The following is a 16149-nucleotide window of genomic DNA, read 5'->3' on the forward strand; positions in this document are numbered from 1 at the left end:
CCACAGTTGGCGCTCGCTGCGAGGCGTGACGACCCGTCGCGGGTAGCAGCGCCTTGAAGAGATGCGAAAAGGAAGAGAAACGAAAAAGGGACTGCCCAGGCAGTCCCTTTTTTCATGTCTGGCACTCGGGCATGCGGAGGGATGAGATACCCCGCGGCCTGCGCGAACGCCAGACGCAGAAAAGCCCGCCGAAGCGGGCTTTTCTGTCGGAGGAGGGGTTAGCCTCTTCCAGCTAAAATCAAAGCTTAGTCGATCAGCTTGATGTTAGCGGCCTGGAGGCCTTTCTTGCCCTGGGTGACGTCGAAGGAGACCTTCTGACCGTCTTGCAGAGACTTGAAGCCTTCAGCCTGGATTTCGGAGAAGTGTGCGAACAGGTCGTCACCGTTGTCGTCCGGAGAAATGAAGCCGAAACCTTTGGTGTCGTTGAACCACTTGACTGTGCCAGTTGCCATGATCGTAATTCCTTACTGATGATATTGCCGGGAGTTACCCGATAAACGTGGGTAAAACAAGGAGGATATACACCAGGTACCGAAGTGCTTCGATCACGACTGACGATATTCGACTTGCTAACCAACGAGAGCAATACTGCGCTGCTCGGGCGGCAAGGTCAAATGAAATATCAAAAACTTATCCTTTTGCCTAATAATCGTGCGCAGAATTCGCCCGCAAAGCCATGCCAATAGTGCTGAGAATTTCGCCACACCGAGGGCAGGGAGCCCGCTTGTTTTTTATCCCGTTATCTTGGCGTGAGCGATGACGCCTGTAGGAAAAAGACCATAGTGCGGCTTTGCTTGTATAGAGGTTTGAATGGCGCAAAGCCCCGTATGGCGGGCGATGGACACAAAAAAGCCGGCAGCGATGGCAGCGCTGCCGGCGGATGGCGTCGAAGCCATCAAGGCTCTCGGAGAGAGGATGTGATGCGCCCATCACATCATGAGAGATTTTCCTCAAAAGAGTCGGCAAAAATCCGTGGGATGCCGGGGCCGTGTTTTGCCACCCTCGAGCGCAATTGTTTCATGAGTCAAAAGTGGCTCGATGGTCAAAAGCGGCGCGAGGGTGGCCAGTGCCCGGGGGCAGAAGGTGCCTCAGGCATCCAGCTGCATTTCCGGCACGTGTTCCGGGACGACCAGCTTGCCTGCGGTCAGACGCTCGATTTCCTCGACGCTCACGCCTGGCGCGCGCTCCAGCAGGTGGAAGGCACCATCCTTGATCTCGAGGAAGGCGAGGTCCGTCAGCACGCGACGGATGCAGCCGGCACCGGTCAGCGGCAGTTCGCACTGGCTGAGCAGCTTGGATTCGCCGTGCTTGGAGGCGTGGGTCATGGTGCAGATGATGTTCTCGGCACCGGCGACCAGGTCCATGGCGCCGCCCATGCCCTTGACCAGCTTGTTGGGGATCATCCAGCTGGCGATGTTGCCGTTCACGTCCACCTCGAAGGCGCCGAGCACCGTGAGGTCGACGTGGCCGCCACGGATCATGGCGAAGGATTCGGCCGAATCGAAGATGGCGGCGCCATCGATGGCGGTCACGGTTTCCTTGCCGGCATTGATCATGTCGGCGTCGACTTCGTCTTCATAGGGGTAGCGGCCCATGCCGAGCAGGCCATTTTCGGACTGCAGCATCACCTCGATACCGTCGGGGATATAGTTGGCCACCAGTGTCGGGATGCCGATTCCCAGATTGACGTAGGAGCCGTCCTGGATTTCCTGAGCCACTCGCTGGGCCATCTGTTCGCGTGTCAAAGCCATGATTGTTTCCTTGTCTTGGGTGCCATCAGCCATGAGGCACTGTGCCGTGTCGTGAAGGCGGTCGAGAAAGTTCGCCGTGGGGCCTGTCGCCCTGATGGCGGCGATTCATGCCGGCGGAGCCCTGGGCTCAACGCGAGCGGACGGTGCGTTTCTCGATGCGCTTCTCGAAGTTGCCCTTGATGACGCGATCCACATAGATGCCGGGCGTGTGGATGTCGGCGGGGTCCAGTTCCCCCGGCTCGACCAGCTCTTCGACTTCGACCACGGTGATCTTGCCGGCGGTGGCGGCCAGCGGGTTGAAGTTGCGCGCGGTATGGCGGTAGACGACGTTGCCGTAGCGGTCCGCCTTCCAGGCCTTGACGATGGCGAAGTCGCCCTTGATGGACTCTTCCAGGATGTAGGGGCGGCCATCGAACTCGCGCACTTCCTTGCCCTCGCCGATCGGTGTGCCGTAACCGGTGGCGGTGAAGAAGGCGGGGATACCGGCGCCGGCAGCACGCATCTTCTCGGCCAGCGTGCCCTGGGGGGTGAGGATGACTTCCAGATCGCCGTCGAGCAGCTGCTTCTCGAACAGCGCATTCTCGCCGACGTAGGAGGCGATCATGGTCTTGATCTGACGGTCTTCCAGCAGGATGCCGAGCCCGAAGCCATCGACGCCGCAGTTGTTGGATACCACGGTGAGGTCCTTGGCGCCGAGGCGCTTGATCTCTGCAATCAGGTTCTCCGGGATACCACACAGGCCGAAGCCACCGGCGATTACCGTCATGCCATCTTCGAGGCCTGCCATGGCCTCCGCGTAGCTGGTCACCACCTTGTTGAATCCTGCCATGCGAATCTCCTTGAGTATCCAAGCTGTTGTTGTCGGGATGTCTTCATCATTGCCGACAATCCTGAGTCTGTATATATTTAATAAGTTTGTTTTTTCTATCCATTGATCAGTTTTTAATAAGAATTGATCTGCTGTTTATCGCGCCTTTTCGCGAGGAAAAAGTCCGCCAAACCCCATGCTGGCGGGGCTGACGCGGTAGCGGGGCGGAACGGCCTGAGCTGAGTGGTCAGTCATGTGAGAGCTTCGTGGCTGTCATCTATGACCAATGGCCTAGATGCCCTGCGAGCGACAGATGACGAACTGCGCCACATCACCTCTTGTGACATCTCTTGAAACACCCCCGGGACAGGACACGACATGACTCTCAAACAGCTGAAGGCCTTCGTGGCCGTGGCGCGCACGCTGTCCTTCGCCGAGGCGGGCACGCTGGTACATCTCTCGCAGCCGGCCCTGTCGTTGGCGGTCAAGAATCTGGAGGAGTCGCTGGGCGGGCGCCTGTTTCAGCGCTCGACCCGACAGGTCAGCCTGACGCCGGAGGGGCGCGCCTTCTTCCCGCTGGCCAGGCGCCTGCTGTCGGACTGGGAGCATGCCGAGGATGAGATGCGCCAGCGCTTCAGCCTCGGGCGCGGCCGCGTGGCTCTGGCTGCGATGCCGACCTTCGCCGGCAATCTTCTGCCCGGGGTACTGGCCGATTTTCGCCGCCAATATCCGGAGATCACCATCGAAGTGAATGACGTCATCGCCGAAGAGGTGGTCGAGCGGGTTACCGATGGTCGCGTCGAGCTGGGGATCTGCTTCGACCCCGGCGTGCGCCAGGACCTGGTGTTCGAGCTGCTGTTCGAGGACCGCTATGTGGCGATCATTCCCCCCGGCCACGCCTTGCTGGCAGAGGCGCCGACCTCCATCGAGTGGTCACGGCTGCTCAAGGAAGACTTCATCACGCTGCAGCGGCCCTCGGGGGTGCGTCGCATGCTCGAGAAACGCCTCGAGGATGCGGGCATGGCGCTGCATGTCGCCTTCGAGACCCACCAGCTGGTCACCTGCGGGCGCATGGTGGCGGAAGGTCTGGGCGTCAGCGCGGTGCCGGCGATGAGCGCGGCGCAGATGAGTGCGCTGGGTTGTCAGTGTCTGCCACTGACAGGCCCCGAGATTCAGCAGCGGGTCGGGGTGATCCGTCGCGGCCGTCATGAGCTGTCGGTGGCGGTACAGGCGATGCTGGAGACCCTGCGCGCGCGCTACCCGTCGGCGGATTGACCCCGGGGTGCAGTGACGCTGGAGGGGACAACAAAAAGGGACAATAAAGCAGGCGTTAGAGCAGGAAGTGAGCAGGAAGAGGGCGAGAGGAGAGCGAGAAGAGAAAAAGTAGAGAGAGAGCAGAGAGCAGAGAGCAACAAGAAAGACGACCTCAGCGCGAGGGCGTCAGCAGCTGACGATAGGTCAGGCTGATGCGCAGTCCCTCCAGCTTGCGCGGCGGCAGCGCATGATGGAGGCGGTCCTGACAGCCACGACCCATCACCAGCAGCGAGCCGTGCGGCAGCCACAGATTGAACGCCGGCGTGTCGGCATAGGGGCTGCGCGGATGGCCCTTGAAGCGCAGGGGGCGCTCTCGTCCCAGCGAGATGGCGAGCACGATCGGGCGAGTGCCCAGCTCCGGCTCGTTGTCGCTGTGCCAGCCCATGCGGTCGGCGCCATCGGCGTAGCGATTGGCCAGCAGGCTGTTGAAATGCTCCGGGATCACGGGCTCGTTGCGTCCCAGGTCATCGCGTTGCGGGCTGAGCTCGTGATTGATGGCATGACGCGACAGCTCGCCCAGTTGCCAGGCGGTCATGTGCCAGGGGTTGGGTTCGAACAGACTGCCGGAGTAGCGATAGCGGGCGCCGACATCGCCCATCCACACCTGACGGCGTGGAATCGGGTGCGTCTTGCCATGCACGCTCAGGCTGGGGCGCTGCCAGTCGAGATCGCCCTCCAGCGTGACGAGGGCCTGATCGGCCTGCAGTGGCGTCAGGGCGCGCGGCTTGAGATACAGCGGATGCAGGGGGTGGCGGTACCAGCCGTGCGCGAGGGTGAGCCAGTCCTCGGGCAGCTCGCGCGGGCGAGCTGCCAGGACCGAGCCATCCACCGCCGTATGGCGCGCAGCTCCATCAGCCGCGGACGTCGAATCAGAGGTCGAGAGGGCGGCGAAGAGATCATCGCCAGTAGAAGGAGTCGTCATGCGGCGAGAGTGCCAGAGCCGCGTCAGGTTGGGCAAGTGGCTCTCGATTCGCGCCGACCCCGGGCTGACGCATGCCTCGCGAGCATCAGGTCGTCAGCAGCGCCTCGAAGGTCAGGATGGCCACTTCGGCAAGGCCCAGCCCCAGCAGCGCGCCGGCCAGCACATCACTGACGTAATGCAGACCGAGGATCACCCGGGAAAGCGCGATCAGAAGCGCCAGTGGCGTGACGAGGATGGCAAGCTCCGGCAGCTGCTGAGCGGTCAGGCTGGCGAAGAGGGCGGCATGCAGGGTGTGACCGCTGGGAAAGCTGTAGCGGTCCAGCGGCGGCATGGTGCAGTTGATGGTGTTGAAGGTGATGAACGGGCGCTCCCGACACAGCCGCGTCTTGAGCGCGCGGTAGAGCAGTGCCCCGGCACCGGCTGCCAGGCCGAATTCCAGAAACAGCCAGCCGCCCATGGCATGGTGCAGCGGCAGGCTCAGCGTCAGCAGCGCCCATACCGGCCAGTCGCCCAGGCGCGAGACGATACGAAACAGGGTGAGTATCGGCCGGAACAGCGCCAGGCGTGCGACCTGGCGGCACAGGCGCCACTCAAGAAGGTCCAGTCGCTCAAAGACGGGAAGGCTGCGATCGTGCATCGGGCTTCTCCTCGGCGTGGCGCAGGCAGGTCAGAAAGCCCTCGGCGATGCGGCTCCAGCCCAATGGTTCGACGCGCACGCGGGCGGCACGTCCCAGTCTGGCGATGCGGGCCGGCCGCTGGCAGGCCTCCACCGCCTGTTCGATGAAGCGCTCCGGCTGGCTGCAGGGCGCCAGCAGGCCCTGGTGATCATCGCGGATCACCTCGGCGGCCGCCGCGTAATCGAAGGCGATCACGGCCAGTCCGCTGGCCATGGCTTCCAGCACCACATTGCCGAAGGTCTCCGACAGTGACGGGAAGACGAACAGGTCGGCACTGGCGTAATGGGCGGCCAGCGCCTCACCGGTCTGGAAGCCGGCGAAGATCGCCTCGGGCAGGCGCTGTTCCAGGCGCTCGCGCAGCGGGCCGTCTCCGACCAGCACCAGGGCGAGGTCCGGTTGCACGGCCAGCATGGCCTCATAGGTGCGGATCAGCAGCTCGATGTTCTTCTCGGCGGCCAGGCGCCCGACGTGCAGCGCGACGGGTTGCTGTGAGCTGACGCCCCATGACTTGCGCAATGCTTCGCTGCGATGACTGGGCGAGAAGCGCTCGCAATCCAGGCCGCGTCCCACCACCTGCACATGCTCGAAGCCTTGCTGCATCAGGCTGTCAGCCTGGGTGCGGGTCGGTACCAGCGTCATGTTGGCGGCATTGTGGAAGCGGCGCAGGCCGCGCCGCACCAGCGGACGTAGCGCCTTGAGCCGGTAGTGGGTGCTGTATTGATCGAAATTGGTATGAAAGCCCGCGACCACCGGCAGGCCCAGACGGCGTGCGACCATCAGCGCGCTGATGCCCAGCGGGCCTTCGGTGGCGATATAGACGACGGAGGGGCGATGCTCGCGCCACATGCGCATCAGGCGCTGCGGCGCCGGCACGCCGACCTGCACGGTGTCATATCCGGGCAGGCGGAAGCCGCGTACCTGAAGTTCCTGCTGGACACGCGGCTCCAGGCTGCCATCTCGGGTGGCGGGACGAATGAGTTGGAGCTCACAGCCGCGTGCGATGAGTTGATCGCACAGATGACTCAAGGTATGAGCCACGCCATTGATCTCCGGATGCCAGGTTTCACTGACGAAGGCAATGCGCTCCATGACGTCTCCCTAGATGACTATTGTGGTCATTATCGAGAGAGGGAGTGACGGCGGCATAACAAGCAGGTGACGAAGCGATGACACACCCTCAACCCCTCACAACTCAGAGGTATGAGGGTTGTCTCATGAATCGTCAAGCAAGGACGACAGTCACCGGCGTGGCACCGGCGCTGTCGTCATCTGGCGGGGATTGGAGGTGGCGCCATGTCGGGCTGGCGCCGTGAAGCAACGCTGGTTCAGCGCTTCTCGAGAATCTCGCGCGGGTCGATCGGCTTGCCGCCGTGGCGCACGTCGAACAGCAATTCATGCTGACCGTTGTTGCCGCGTGCGACGCGACAAAGCGGCGTGCCCGGAGTGACCTGCTGACCCACCTTGACCAGAATCTCGCCGCACTGGGCCAGCACGCTCTGCAGGTTGCCGGAGTGGTGCAGGATGACCACGTTGCCCAGTTGGCGCATGGAGTCGGCGAAGCGCACTTCGCCCCGCGCCGGTGCACTGGCGATGCCGCTGGCGGCGGTACGAATCTGCATGGGCGCCAGCTGGCCATTGCCGTTGGTGCCGAATTCACGCGTCACGCTGCCGGCGGCAGGCCAGCGCCATGACTGGCCCGGCTTCTGCAGCGGGCCGGGGTCCGGGCGGGCGACCAGGCTGCCACCGCTGGCGCGCGCGGCCGGGGCGCTGCGGCTCGGGCCACCGTTGAGCGGCACCGAGATCAGCATGCCGACATCGAGATCATTGGGGTCCTTGCCGGGGTTGGCAGCCTGAATGCGCTGCGGGCTGGCACCGAAATAGCGTCCGACCTTGGAGTAGGTGTCGCCGGGGCGAAGCTGATAGCGATACGGTCCGCCGGAGGGCGCTCGCTCACGCGCGGTGGGCACCAGGATGCGCTGACCGACCTTGAGGTCACGAATCTTGACGCCCGGATTGAAGCGCGTGAGGCGCAGCAGGGGAATGTCGGCATCGCGTGCGATCTGCCCCAGGGTATCGCCCTTCTGGATGGTGACCCACTGGCCGGCCGGCGAGCCGGAGTAGCTGCCGGTCGCGCAGCCGCTCAGCCACAGGCCGAGGCAGATCAGCGCCAGCCAGCGCAGCGCGAGGCCGGCCCGCTGCAGAAATGGACGGTTCACGTCAGGTTCGGCCTGCGCTCGTGCCGAGAAGTCCGCGGCATTCAGGCCGTATTCAGTGTTCATCAATGTCATTCCCTGCACGTGACAGTCGGGCATCCTTGTCCTTCCAGACCTGATTGAGCCATTGCTGGAAGCGCTCGCGATAGGCGGCGTCCGCATGATAGTTGCCGTCCAGCATCCAGGGCTCCAACGGCCGCTGAGTGATGACGAGCGTGATGTCGCCCCCGTGACCGCAAAGGAACTGCCAGAAACTGGCATCGGCATGCCGGTAGTCGAGGGTGGCATCCAGAATACCGGAAAGTCGATCGCCAAGCGTGTTGATCACCTGGGCACTGCCGCCGGCACGCGGCTTGAGCAGGTGCTGGAAAGGGCTTTGCTGCTGGCTGTGCTTGGCGGGCGTGAAGCGAGTGCCTTCCACGAAGTTGAAGATCGCCATCGGCGCCTGGCGCGAGCGCTCGCACATGCGTCGCGTCGCTTCGCGATCACGCTCGGCGAGCCGCGGATTGCTGGCCAGTTTCTGCTGGCTGTAACGGCGCATGAACGGGAACTCCAGCGCCCACCAGGCAAGGCCGATCACCGGTACCCAGATGAGCTCCTGCTTGAGGAAGAACTTGGGCATCGGCGTACGACGGTGCAGGGCGTACTGGAGAACGAAGATGTCAGTCCAGCTGCGATGATTGGCGATCACCAGCCACCAGCGACGTCGGGCAGACCCATCGCGCAGCGATGGCGGCACGTGGATGTCCCAGCGCGGGCGCAGCACATGGCGAATCCACAGGTTGTTGGTGCCGATCCAGCCCATGGCGAGGCGGTTGAGCCCCTCCAGCATGTGCAACTGCAGGCGGCGCGATGGCGTGATCAGCTTGAGTGCGGCCAGCAGATACAGTGGCAGCGCCCAGCACAGGGTATTGATGATCAGAAAGACAAGGCTGATGACACCTCTGATACTCGACATGCATGACTCCTTCATCAGGTGGCGCCATCGTAATTCACCCAGGAGTGGATGCCCACCCCGCTTGCGTAGGGGATGGCAACCCTGCGTTGCATGAAGCGAACGCCCCTCAGGTCGAATGGCGGGGCGCACGCAGCTGTGATGAGATGCATCGCCGGTCGTGTGACGGGTCGGTGCAAGGGAAAGGTCGTGGCAGGGTTCACGTTGAAGTCACGCCGGGCACCGTCAATCATCGCCGCCGCTGCGTGGCGATATCTCAGGGAGTGAGAGTGGCATGTGGTTGCAGGGACTGTTGATCGGGCTGGCGCTGGCCGCCTTCGTGTTGATTGCCATCGAGGATGTGATCCATCTCAACAAGGCCAAGACGACCTTGTTGCTGGGCACCTTCAGCTGGTTGCTGCTATTCATCTTCGGCCCCGCGGCCCTGGCGGTAGATGATGTCCCCGAGGCCTTGAACGAGAACCTGCTCGAGATCGCCACCTTGTGGCTGTTTCTGATGGCGGCGATGACCTTCGTGGCCTTTCTCAATGCCAAGGGGCTGATCGCCAATCTGATCTACCGCCTGCTGCCGAAACGCATCGGGGAGCGCGGCCTGCTGTATCTGACGGGGCTCTTTGCCTTCGCCTTTTCATCGCTGGCCGACAACATCACCGCGACGCTGGTTTCGCTGACCCTGGTGCTGTCGCTGGGCCTGGCGCCGAAGAAGACGCTGCGCTTTGCGGTGCTGGCGGTATTCGCCGTCAACTCCGGCGGGGTGGCGCTGATCACCGGGGACGTGACCACGCTGATGATCTTCCTGGCGGGCAAGGTGCGCATCAGTGAGCTGATGCTGCTGGCGCTGCCGTCCTTCCTCAGCGTGATGCTGCTGGCGACGCTACTGCTGCCCGGGCTGGGAGGCGAGGTGAACCTGGTGCGCGAGCCGCGCGAGACCCGGCGTCTTGATCGTCTGGTCGCCTGGCTGTTTCTGGCCACCATCCTGTCGACCCTCGGGCTCAATGTGCTGTTTGGCGTGCCGCCGCTGCTGACCTTCCTGTTCGGGATGTCGTTGATGTTCCTGCTTGGGCATGTCGCCGAACGGCGCAGCGACAGCGAAGAGCGCCGCATACTTGATTACATTCGTATTATCGAATTCGATACATTGCTATTCTTCCTCGGCATCCTGCTGATGGTCGGGGCGCTCAAGGAAGCTCGTCTGCTGGAAGGCCTGGCACAGCTCTATGCCCTGATGCCGGCGATGCAGGCCAATTATCTGGTCGGGCTGCTTTCGGCGCTGGTGGATAACGTGCCGCTGACCGCCGCAGTGCTCAAGGCGGATGTCAGCATGAACGATGCGGAGTGGCTGGCGCTGACCTATGCCGCAGGCGTGGGTGGCTCGCTGCTGGTGATTGGCTCCGCCGCCGGGGTGATCGCGCTTTCCAAGGTGCGCGAGGTGAGCTTCATGAGTTATCTGCGCTTCTTCCCGGCGTTGTTGCTGGCCTACAGCGTGGGCTATCTGGGGGCATACTGGCTGGGCGGGCAGATCACGAACACGCCAGTGACATTGGCGCTGTCGTCTCTGAGCTGATGTGGAAGTTGATGGGGGTGTTCACTACGGCCACAGCCGCTGCCGCAGTCGCTGCCACAGCGGCCGCCTGATGCACTGCCAGATGCGTGGTCGGAAGGGGAATTGGCGCTGTTTGCGGTCGACTGATCATTTTTTGATCAATCTGTCTGCGCTCGCCTGATCTCGATGGCGATACCTAGATGTACAGAGATTCTTCACAGCTTTTTCCACAGCTTCTGTTGATAACCTGTCTGCGACGTTAGGTTTAGAGGCTCAGACACAAGACGCAGGCATGGCGGGGGAAAGCGGCGAGTCGTGCGGTGATGACACCATGGGGTGATGCCATGAAGGGTGATGGCAAGAGAGGGTGTGAAGGGTATGGCATGACAGGGCATGTCACCCGCTGAACACAAGAGCCCCCTACACATGCGTAGGGGGCTGAATGCGACTCATCTCATTGCGCAGTGCTGCCAAGAAGCCGTTACGCGCTGAGCTGGCACAGCGTATGTTCCGGCAGCAGTTGTTCTGCGGGACGCTGTTTTCCTTCTTGTTGAGTCGTCACCGGTGCCGTCGCCAGCAGGGCGATGCCGCCCAGCACCACCATATGCTCGTCACCGTCCGCGAACACCATGCGCTGGGCGTGGGCCGGGTAGTAGTGATACTGCAGCTTGGGATTGATGGGCAGTACCGCATGATGGCGCCCGGTCTGCGGAGCCATGCCGTAGGCCAGCATGCCCTCGCAGACCGCTTCCAGCGTTTCGCCAAGCTCTTCGGCATTGAAGCCGACATGGTGCAGGCGCGGCCCCATCACGGAGAGCCAGGCAGCCAGCGGGTTGGCCTCGAGCAGGCGCTCGAAGGTCGGCCAGTCCGGCATGTCCCACGGACGGCAGGGCGCGAGCAGGTTCTGTCCCTTGCAGTCATCACGATGACTCTGACTGATCAGGCGCTTGAGCAGGTCGCGGTGCATCGGCGGCAGGCTGTTGGCCTGCAGTTCCGCCAGCATGACGGCAGCGCCACCATCCGGGGGAAGCAGCAGATCGACCAGCAGGCCGCGGTCGGCCATGGCGTACTGTTTCACGCGGCGATAGCCCTGGTGATACAGGCTGGGTAACAGTTTCTCGCTTCTGAAAGGCCCCTGATTCAGCGTCAGGAACATCAGATATTCAGGGTTGATGCTGTCTGGCCAGATATCCAGCGCCCCGATGTCGGGATGGCGATGGACGAAGTCCAGCCATAGCTGCTGTTGGAATTCCTTGCGTTGCATGATGCCTCCTTGGACGGCCCCTATGACCTCAGTGCTGGAGCGATTATAGGTAGTCGTGCAAAGGGGTATTCAACGCCATTATCCGTTTTTTCGCGTTTCTTGATCGGAGAGTAAAAATGCCAGTGCTGGTGGCGTATTGCGTGGTTCTCATGGTGTGGTCGACGACACCGCTGGCCATCTCGTGGAGCGCCTCGGGCTGGCTGCCTGCCTGGTCGGCGATGGGCAGAATGTTAATTGCCGCATGCCTCGGTTACCCATTGTTACGCATGATGGGGCTGAAAATTGACCTTTCGCGTGGGGCGCTGCGCAGCTACTCGGCAGCTGCTCTGGGTATCTGGGGTGGCATGTACTTCGCCTACCTCTCTGCGGCCTGGTTACCAAGCGGTATCATGTCGTTACTGTTTGGACTGGCACCTTTGCTATCAGGGCTTTATGCACGCTGGTGGTTGAAAAGTGCTCCACTTGACAAGTTGCAGTGGATGGGGTTTGCGTTGGCATTGAGTGGACTGGCCGTCGCGGTCTCGGATTCCCTGGCGTTGCCGCCGGGCAGCTGGAAGGGAGTGCTGACCATGCTGCTGGCCGTCAATTGCTTCGCGGCCTCTGGGGTACTGGTGCAGCGCGAGCGGGCAGGGCTGCATCCGCTGGTGCAGACGGAGGGGGCGCTGCTGGTCTCTCTGCCGCTCTATCTGGTGTGTGCGCTGATCGTCGATGGCGTGCCGCAGGCCCTGCCGGAGGGGCGTCCGATGGCGGCCATCCTCTACCTTGGCATCTTCGGCTCGCTGATCGGCTACCTGTGCTACTACTTCGTGCTGTCACGCCTGTCGGCCAGTACGGTGGCGCTGGCGACCTTGATCACCCCCATCTTCGCCATGAGCCTGGGCGCGGTGCTCAATGATGAGCTGATCTCCAGCCGCGTGCTCGCCGGGGCCTTGCTGATCGTGATCGGGCTGTGCGCCTATCTGTTCGGCCCGCAGTGGCGGGCGCGCCTGACGTCCCGCCGCCTGTCGCAGGGCTGAGCAGGCCTCGGGCCGCCCGTCTGTCTCTCGAGAGGGCGGGTCTGCACGCAAGGTGTTGCCGAGTCCACCAACGACAAGGGCCGCCCCTGCCGGGGCGGCCCTTGTGTCTTTTCAGGCGCGACTGAGCGCTCTGGCGAGTCGTGCGACGTCAGTCCTGATTGTTCTGGAACAGACGCTTGAGCTCGACCATGGCGGCCTGCTCGCTGTTGACGAGTGCTTTCTGGTCGTGACGGTGCTCGTAGTTCTGCTTGAGCATGTTGTCATCCATTTCCCGGAACGCACGCGCCACTTCCGCCGCGCGAGCACTGGGGTAGCCCATCGCCACCAGCAATTCTCCGCCCATCTCCAGGCTGCTGGCATAGGTGTCACGAATCACGTGCTCCACGCCCAGTTCCATCAGCTCCCAGGCGTGGTGGCGGTTACGGGCACGCACGAACAGCTTCAGGTGCGGGAATTGATGGCGCACCATGCGCACGATGCCTGTCGAGGTCTCGGCATCATCGACCGCCACCAGCATGATCCTGGCCTGCTCGGCACCCGCTGCCCGCAGCAATTCGGCGCGGCTGGCATCGGCGTAGAAGATGCGCGACCCGAACTGACGCACGAACTCGACCTGGGTGATATTGGGGTCAAGCGCGGTGAAGTTGATGCCCTGGCTCTTGAGCATGCGCGCGCTGATCTGGCCGAAGCGGCCAAAGCCGGCGATCACCACCTGCGGCGTCTCCTCACCGAAGTCCTCATCATAGGGACGCTTGGCTTCGCTGGTGGCGCCGAGGTGGCGGGCATAGCGATAGAGGAAGGGCGTGGCAGCCATCGACAGGGTCACCGCACTGATCACCAGGCTGGTGAGGGTCTGATCGAAGATGCCGGCGGCCATGCCGGCGGTCAACAGCACGAAGTCGAACTCACCACCCTGTGACAGGACCGCGGCCAGCGGCAGGGCCTCGGCCATCTTGAGGCGTGCGACGCGTCCGACCAGCGTGATGACGATGACCTTGCCGAACATCAGCGCCAGCGTCAGCGCCAGCACGGTCAGCGGACGCTCCATCACCAGCGACACGTCGACCGACATGCCCACGGCCATGAAGAACAGCCCCAGCAGCAGCCCCTTGAAGGGCTCGATGTTGGCTTCCAGCTCGTGACGGTAGACGGTATCGGCCAGCAGCACCCCGGCCAGGAAGGCGCCCAGGGCCATGGACAGGCCCACCCACTCCATCAGCAGCGCCGTACTGATCACCACGAACAAGGCCGCGGCGGTGAAGATCTCGTGGATCTCGCTGCGCGCGACCATCTTGAGCAGGCGCGGCACGACAAGGCGCCCGACGATGATGACCGCCGCGATCATGCCGATGCCCTTGGCGATGCCGATCCAGTTGGTGCCGGTGGAGGCATCGAAGTTGTCAGCGAACAGCGGCATCAGGGCCAGCAGCGGAATCACCGCCAGGTCCTGGAACAGCAGGATGGCGAATGTCGACTGGCCGTGCGGCGTCGCCAGCTGCTGATTCTCGCTCAATACCTGCAGCGCGAAGGCGGTCGAGGACAGCGCCAGAATCAGGCCCAGCAACACGGCGGCAGGCAATTCCAGCCCCAGCCACAGGCCGACAGGGGTGAGCAGGGCGCCGCACAGCAGCATCTGGGCGCTGCCCAGGCCCGCAAGCTTGAGGCGCATGTCCCACAGGCGCTTGGGTTCCAGTTCCAGTCCGATCATGAACAGCAGCATGACGACCCCGAATTCGGCGAAGTGCAGTACTTCGCCAGGCTCCGAGATGAAGCCGATCAACGACGGACCCAGCAGTACCCCGATGGCCAGATAGCCCAGGATGGAGCCGAGGCCCAGACGCTGGAAAAGTGGCACGGCAACCACCGCGCACCCCAGCAGCACGGCGCCTTCCATCAACATGTTCATGTGCGTGTCCTTGTGCATACACGGGCGGAGAAGGCAGCGATTGTCGCTGCCCCCTCCTTTTGTCGCAAGCGGCAAGGTGCGCAAGACGCGACCTTGTGCACAGCGCGGTAATGCGAGTGAGTGTCGTGACCAGGGGTTAGAGGGGGTGACGCAGGCACAAAAAAGCCCCCGCCAATGGCGAGGGCTCCAGCAGTGAAGCGGCTGATGGCGGCGATCAGGCCTGCGGCATCAGAGCTTCGTCCTGCACGTACTGGTTGAACTCGGTGAAGCCACCGATGTGGGTCTGATCGACGAAGATCTGCGGCACGGTCTCGACCGGCTTGCCGATGGTCTTTTCCATGTCGGCCTTGCTGATGCCTTCGGCATGGATGTCGATGTAGCGGAAGTCGAAATCATCGCGCTTGGCGGTGAGCTCTTCCGCGAGGTCCTTGGCGCGGACACAGAAAGGGCAACCCGGACGACCGAAAATGACTGCAAGCATGAGACTCTCCTAAGGTTCGTGATTCTCGTTCAGCCCGTACTGGGTGGGCCGAGAAAATGGCGCCGGCACTGCCGGTGAGTAATCGATGGCCGCCATTGTGCTTGAGCCTGCCCGGGTTTGCCAATTGAGCCGTACTACCAAAGTCATTGGGGCAATCAATCACTGCCGTGCTGAGGATTAGCCCATCAGCAGCAGATTGGCGCCAAAGCCACCGACGATCAGCAGCGTGAACAGGATCAGCGCGAGCAGGAAAGGCTTCATGCCCAGTGAGCGCAGACGATCGATGCGAGTCTCGACGCCCAGGCCCGCCATGGCCATGGTCAGTGCCACGCTGCCGAGGGTAGAGAGGCTTGAGTGCACTGCCGCCGGGATCTCGCCGGTGCTGTTGATGCCGGCCATGGCGATGAAGCCCAGCGCGAACCACGGAATCGTCATGCTGCCGCCGGTTTCGCGGTCATCGCCCTCGGTACGGGCACGCATGGCCCACAGCTTCGGCAACAGCAGCAGGAAGGGTACCAGCATCATCACGCGCATCAACTTGACGATCAGCGCATTGGCCAGGGCGTCCGGGCCGACCGCTTCACCGGCGGCCACGACCTGAGCGACCTCGTGGATGGTGGAACCGATATAGATGCCGAACAGGCCTTCATGCATGCCGCTCAGCGGGTAGAGCAGCGGGTAGACCAGCATCGCCAGCGAGCCGAACAGCACCACCGTGGCTACGGCCATGGCGGTGGCCGCCGGGCGTGCCTTGATCATCGATTCGGTCGCCAGTACCGCCGCGGCGCCACAGATGGCGGAACCGGCACTGGTCAGCAGTGCGGTGTCGCGGTCCAGCCCCAGCCAGCGCGTGCCGATGAAGTAGCCGCTGCTCAGCACCGCGGTGATCACCAGTACATCGAGGAAGACGACGCTCCAGCCCAGGCCGAGAATCTGCTGCAGGGTGATGGAGAGGCCGAACAGGATGATGCCGAGACGCAGCAGCTTCTTGGTCGCGATATGCAGTCCCGGGGAGAGCGCCGCGGCGTGACGGCTGGTGATCGGCAGGTTGCCGACCACGATACCGCACAGCAGGGCGAAGACCAGCGGGCTGATGCCGGTGGAGGCCAGCGCCGGAATGGAATGCAGTGCCAGTCCCACCAGGGTCAGGCCGCCACACAGGGCGAGGCCCGGCAACATGCGGCGCAAGCGCTCGGCAGTGGCGGGGGGAGTCAGGGTCTGTGCGTCCATGAGCATTCTCCTTGAGGAAGGTGGCCTATCCCGTGCGGAACATGGCCTGTCTTGTTATGGGTCGTGCGC

General features: G+C 63.0%; 15 protein-coding genes. 3 read left to right on the forward strand and 12 right to left on the reverse strand.

From position 1 onward, the window contains the following. Positions 1-245: 245 nt before the first annotated feature. From QD280_RS01885 to QD280_RS01895, 3 genes are all read right to left on the reverse strand, one after another. On the reverse strand, positions 246-452 hold the full coding sequence (locus QD280_RS01885) for a cold-shock protein (RefSeq protein ID WP_043334489.1): 207 nt from the start codon (positions 450-452) through the stop codon (positions 246-248). Positions 453-1088: 636 nt separating this feature from the next. Then, a complete protein-coding gene (locus QD280_RS01890) occupies positions 1089-1751 on the reverse strand; it encodes a 3-oxoacid CoA-transferase subunit B (RefSeq protein ID WP_043334487.1) in 663 nt (220 codons plus the stop codon). A 127-nt stretch (positions 1752-1878) separates the two neighbouring features. After that, positions 1879-2580 (reverse strand): CoA transferase subunit A, encoded by a 702-nt coding sequence (locus QD280_RS01895; RefSeq protein WP_043334485.1) that lies wholly within the window; start codon positions 2578-2580, stop codon positions 1879-1881. A gap of 357 nt (positions 2581-2937) precedes the next feature. Here QD280_RS01895 and QD280_RS01900 point away from each other — a divergent pair, with 357 nt between their 5' ends. Then, the gene (locus QD280_RS01900) at positions 2938-3834 is read left to right on the forward strand and encodes a LysR family transcriptional regulator (protein WP_043334482.1); all 897 of its coding nucleotides are present in this window, start codon (positions 2938-2940) and stop codon (positions 3832-3834) included. A 151-nt stretch (positions 3835-3985) separates the two neighbouring features. On the opposite strand, the gene QD280_RS01905 is transcribed toward QD280_RS01900, so the two are convergent. The 5 genes from QD280_RS01905 to QD280_RS01925 all read right to left on the reverse strand — a co-directional run bounded on the left by QD280_RS01905 (position 3986) and on the right by QD280_RS01925 (position 8643). Beyond that, positions 3986-4795 carry an alpha-ketoglutarate-dependent dioxygenase AlkB gene (locus QD280_RS01905; protein ID WP_279838134.1) on the reverse strand — a complete coding sequence of 270 codons (810 nt, stop codon included), beginning with the start codon at positions 4793-4795 and terminating at the stop codon, positions 3986-3988. 85 nt (positions 4796-4880) lie between these two features. Continuing rightward, complete coding sequence (locus QD280_RS01910; RefSeq protein WP_043335024.1) at positions 4881-5432, reverse strand: phosphatase PAP2 family protein; 552 nt, start codon at positions 5430-5432, stop codon at positions 4881-4883. After that, positions 5404-6561: a glycosyltransferase family 1 protein gene (locus QD280_RS01915; protein WP_043335027.1), complete on the reverse strand. Its 1158-nt coding sequence runs from the start codon at positions 6559-6561 to the stop codon at positions 5404-5406. The genes QD280_RS01910 and QD280_RS01915 overlap by 29 nt, the downstream gene beginning before the upstream one ends. Positions 6562-6797: 236 nt before the next feature. Further along, positions 6798-7751, reverse strand: a complete 954-nt coding sequence (locus QD280_RS01920) for a LysM peptidoglycan-binding domain-containing protein (RefSeq protein ID WP_279838135.1) — start codon at positions 7749-7751, stop codon at positions 6798-6800. Further along, complete coding sequence (locus tag QD280_RS01925) at positions 7741-8643, reverse strand: acyltransferase (RefSeq protein WP_192837934.1); 903 nt, start codon at positions 8641-8643, stop codon at positions 7741-7743. Before QD280_RS01925 ends, QD280_RS01920 begins: the two co-directional genes overlap by 11 nt. A gap of 271 nt (positions 8644-8914) precedes the next feature. Between QD280_RS01925 and nhaD the strand changes: the two genes are divergently transcribed. Continuing rightward, complete coding sequence (gene nhaD / locus QD280_RS01930) at positions 8915-10204, forward strand: sodium:proton antiporter NhaD (protein ID WP_153635427.1); 1290 nt, start codon at positions 8915-8917, stop codon at positions 10202-10204. Positions 10205-10664: 460 nt separating this feature from the next. Here the strand turns inward: nhaD and QD280_RS01935 are convergent, their stop codons facing one another. After that, a complete protein-coding gene (locus tag QD280_RS01935) occupies positions 10665-11447 on the reverse strand; it encodes a DUF1338 family protein (RefSeq protein ID WP_043335032.1) in 783 nt (260 codons plus the stop codon). Positions 11448-11596: 149 nt separating this feature from the next. Between QD280_RS01935 and QD280_RS01940 the strand changes: the two genes are divergently transcribed. Beyond that, a complete protein-coding gene (locus tag QD280_RS01940) occupies positions 11597-12463 on the forward strand; it encodes a DMT family transporter (RefSeq protein ID WP_225996441.1) in 867 nt (288 codons plus the stop codon). Positions 12464-12611: 148 nt separating this feature from the next. On the opposite strand, the gene QD280_RS01945 is transcribed toward QD280_RS01940, so the two are convergent. The 3 genes from QD280_RS01945 to QD280_RS01955 all read right to left on the reverse strand — a co-directional run bounded on the left by QD280_RS01945 (position 12612) and on the right by QD280_RS01955 (position 16080). Continuing rightward, on the reverse strand, positions 12612-14369 hold the full coding sequence (locus QD280_RS01945) for a monovalent cation:proton antiporter-2 (CPA2) family protein (RefSeq protein WP_107335164.1): 1758 nt from the start codon (positions 14367-14369) through the stop codon (positions 12612-12614). Positions 14370-14583: 214 nt separating this feature from the next. Further along, the gene (locus tag QD280_RS01950; RefSeq protein ID WP_043335038.1) at positions 14584-14850 is read right to left on the reverse strand and encodes a GrxA family glutaredoxin; all 267 of its coding nucleotides are present in this window, start codon (positions 14848-14850) and stop codon (positions 14584-14586) included. 177 nt (positions 14851-15027) lie between these two features. Further along, positions 15028-16080: a YeiH family protein gene (locus tag QD280_RS01955; RefSeq protein WP_225996387.1), complete on the reverse strand. Its 1053-nt coding sequence runs from the start codon at positions 16078-16080 to the stop codon at positions 15028-15030. Between the last annotated feature and the right edge of the window lie 69 nt (positions 16081-16149).

The sequence above is a fragment of the Cobetia sp. 1AS1 genome (genome assembly GCF_029846435.1).
In the GTDB taxonomy this organism is placed as follows: Bacteria; Pseudomonadota; Gammaproteobacteria; order Pseudomonadales; family Halomonadaceae; genus Cobetia; species Cobetia amphilecti.

What these genes read in the sequence shown, in the direction of transcription:
- QD280_RS01915 (WP_043335027.1), bottom strand. Translation starts at nt 6,561, where the DNA reads ATGGAGCGCATTGCCTTCGTCAGTGAAACCTGGCATCCGGAGATCAAT.
- QD280_RS01910 (WP_043335024.1), bottom strand. Translation starts at nt 5,432, where the DNA reads ATGCACGATCGCAGCCTTCCCGTCTTTGAGCGACTGGACCTTCTTGAG.
- QD280_RS01920 (WP_279838135.1), bottom strand. Translation starts at nt 7,751, where the DNA reads ATGAACACTGAATACGGCCTGAATGCCGCGGACTTCTCGGCACGAGCG.
- QD280_RS01885 (WP_043334489.1), bottom strand. Translation starts at nt 452, where the DNA reads ATGGCAACTGGCACAGTCAAGTGGTTCAACGACACCAAAGGTTTCGGC.
- QD280_RS01950 (WP_043335038.1), bottom strand. Translation starts at nt 14,850, where the DNA reads ATGCTTGCAGTCATTTTCGGTCGTCCGGGTTGCCCTTTCTGTGTCCGC.
- QD280_RS01890 (WP_043334487.1), bottom strand. Translation starts at nt 1,751, where the DNA reads ATGGCTTTGACACGCGAACAGATGGCCCAGCGAGTGGCTCAGGAAATC.
- QD280_RS01905 (WP_279838134.1), bottom strand. Translation starts at nt 4,795, where the DNA reads ATGACGACTCCTTCTACTGGCGATGATCTCTTCGCCGCCCTCTCGACC.
- QD280_RS01940 (WP_225996441.1), top strand. Translation starts at nt 11,597, where the DNA reads ATGGTGTGGTCGACGACACCGCTGGCCATCTCGTGGAGCGCCTCGGGC.
- QD280_RS01955 (WP_225996387.1), bottom strand. Translation starts at nt 16,080, where the DNA reads ATGGACGCACAGACCCTGACTCCCCCCGCCACTGCCGAGCGCTTGCGC.
- QD280_RS01945 (WP_107335164.1), bottom strand. Translation starts at nt 14,369, where the DNA reads ATGAACATGTTGATGGAAGGCGCCGTGCTGCTGGGGTGCGCGGTGGTT.
- nhaD (WP_153635427.1), top strand. Translation starts at nt 8,915, where the DNA reads ATGTGGTTGCAGGGACTGTTGATCGGGCTGGCGCTGGCCGCCTTCGTG.
- QD280_RS01935 (WP_043335032.1), bottom strand. Translation starts at nt 11,447, where the DNA reads ATGCAACGCAAGGAATTCCAACAGCAGCTATGGCTGGACTTCGTCCAT.
- QD280_RS01925 (WP_192837934.1), bottom strand. Translation starts at nt 8,643, where the DNA reads ATGTCGAGTATCAGAGGTGTCATCAGCCTTGTCTTTCTGATCATCAAT.
- QD280_RS01895 (WP_043334485.1), bottom strand. Translation starts at nt 2,580, where the DNA reads ATGGCAGGATTCAACAAGGTGGTGACCAGCTACGCGGAGGCCATGGCA.
- QD280_RS01900 (WP_043334482.1), top strand. Translation starts at nt 2,938, where the DNA reads ATGACTCTCAAACAGCTGAAGGCCTTCGTGGCCGTGGCGCGCACGCTG.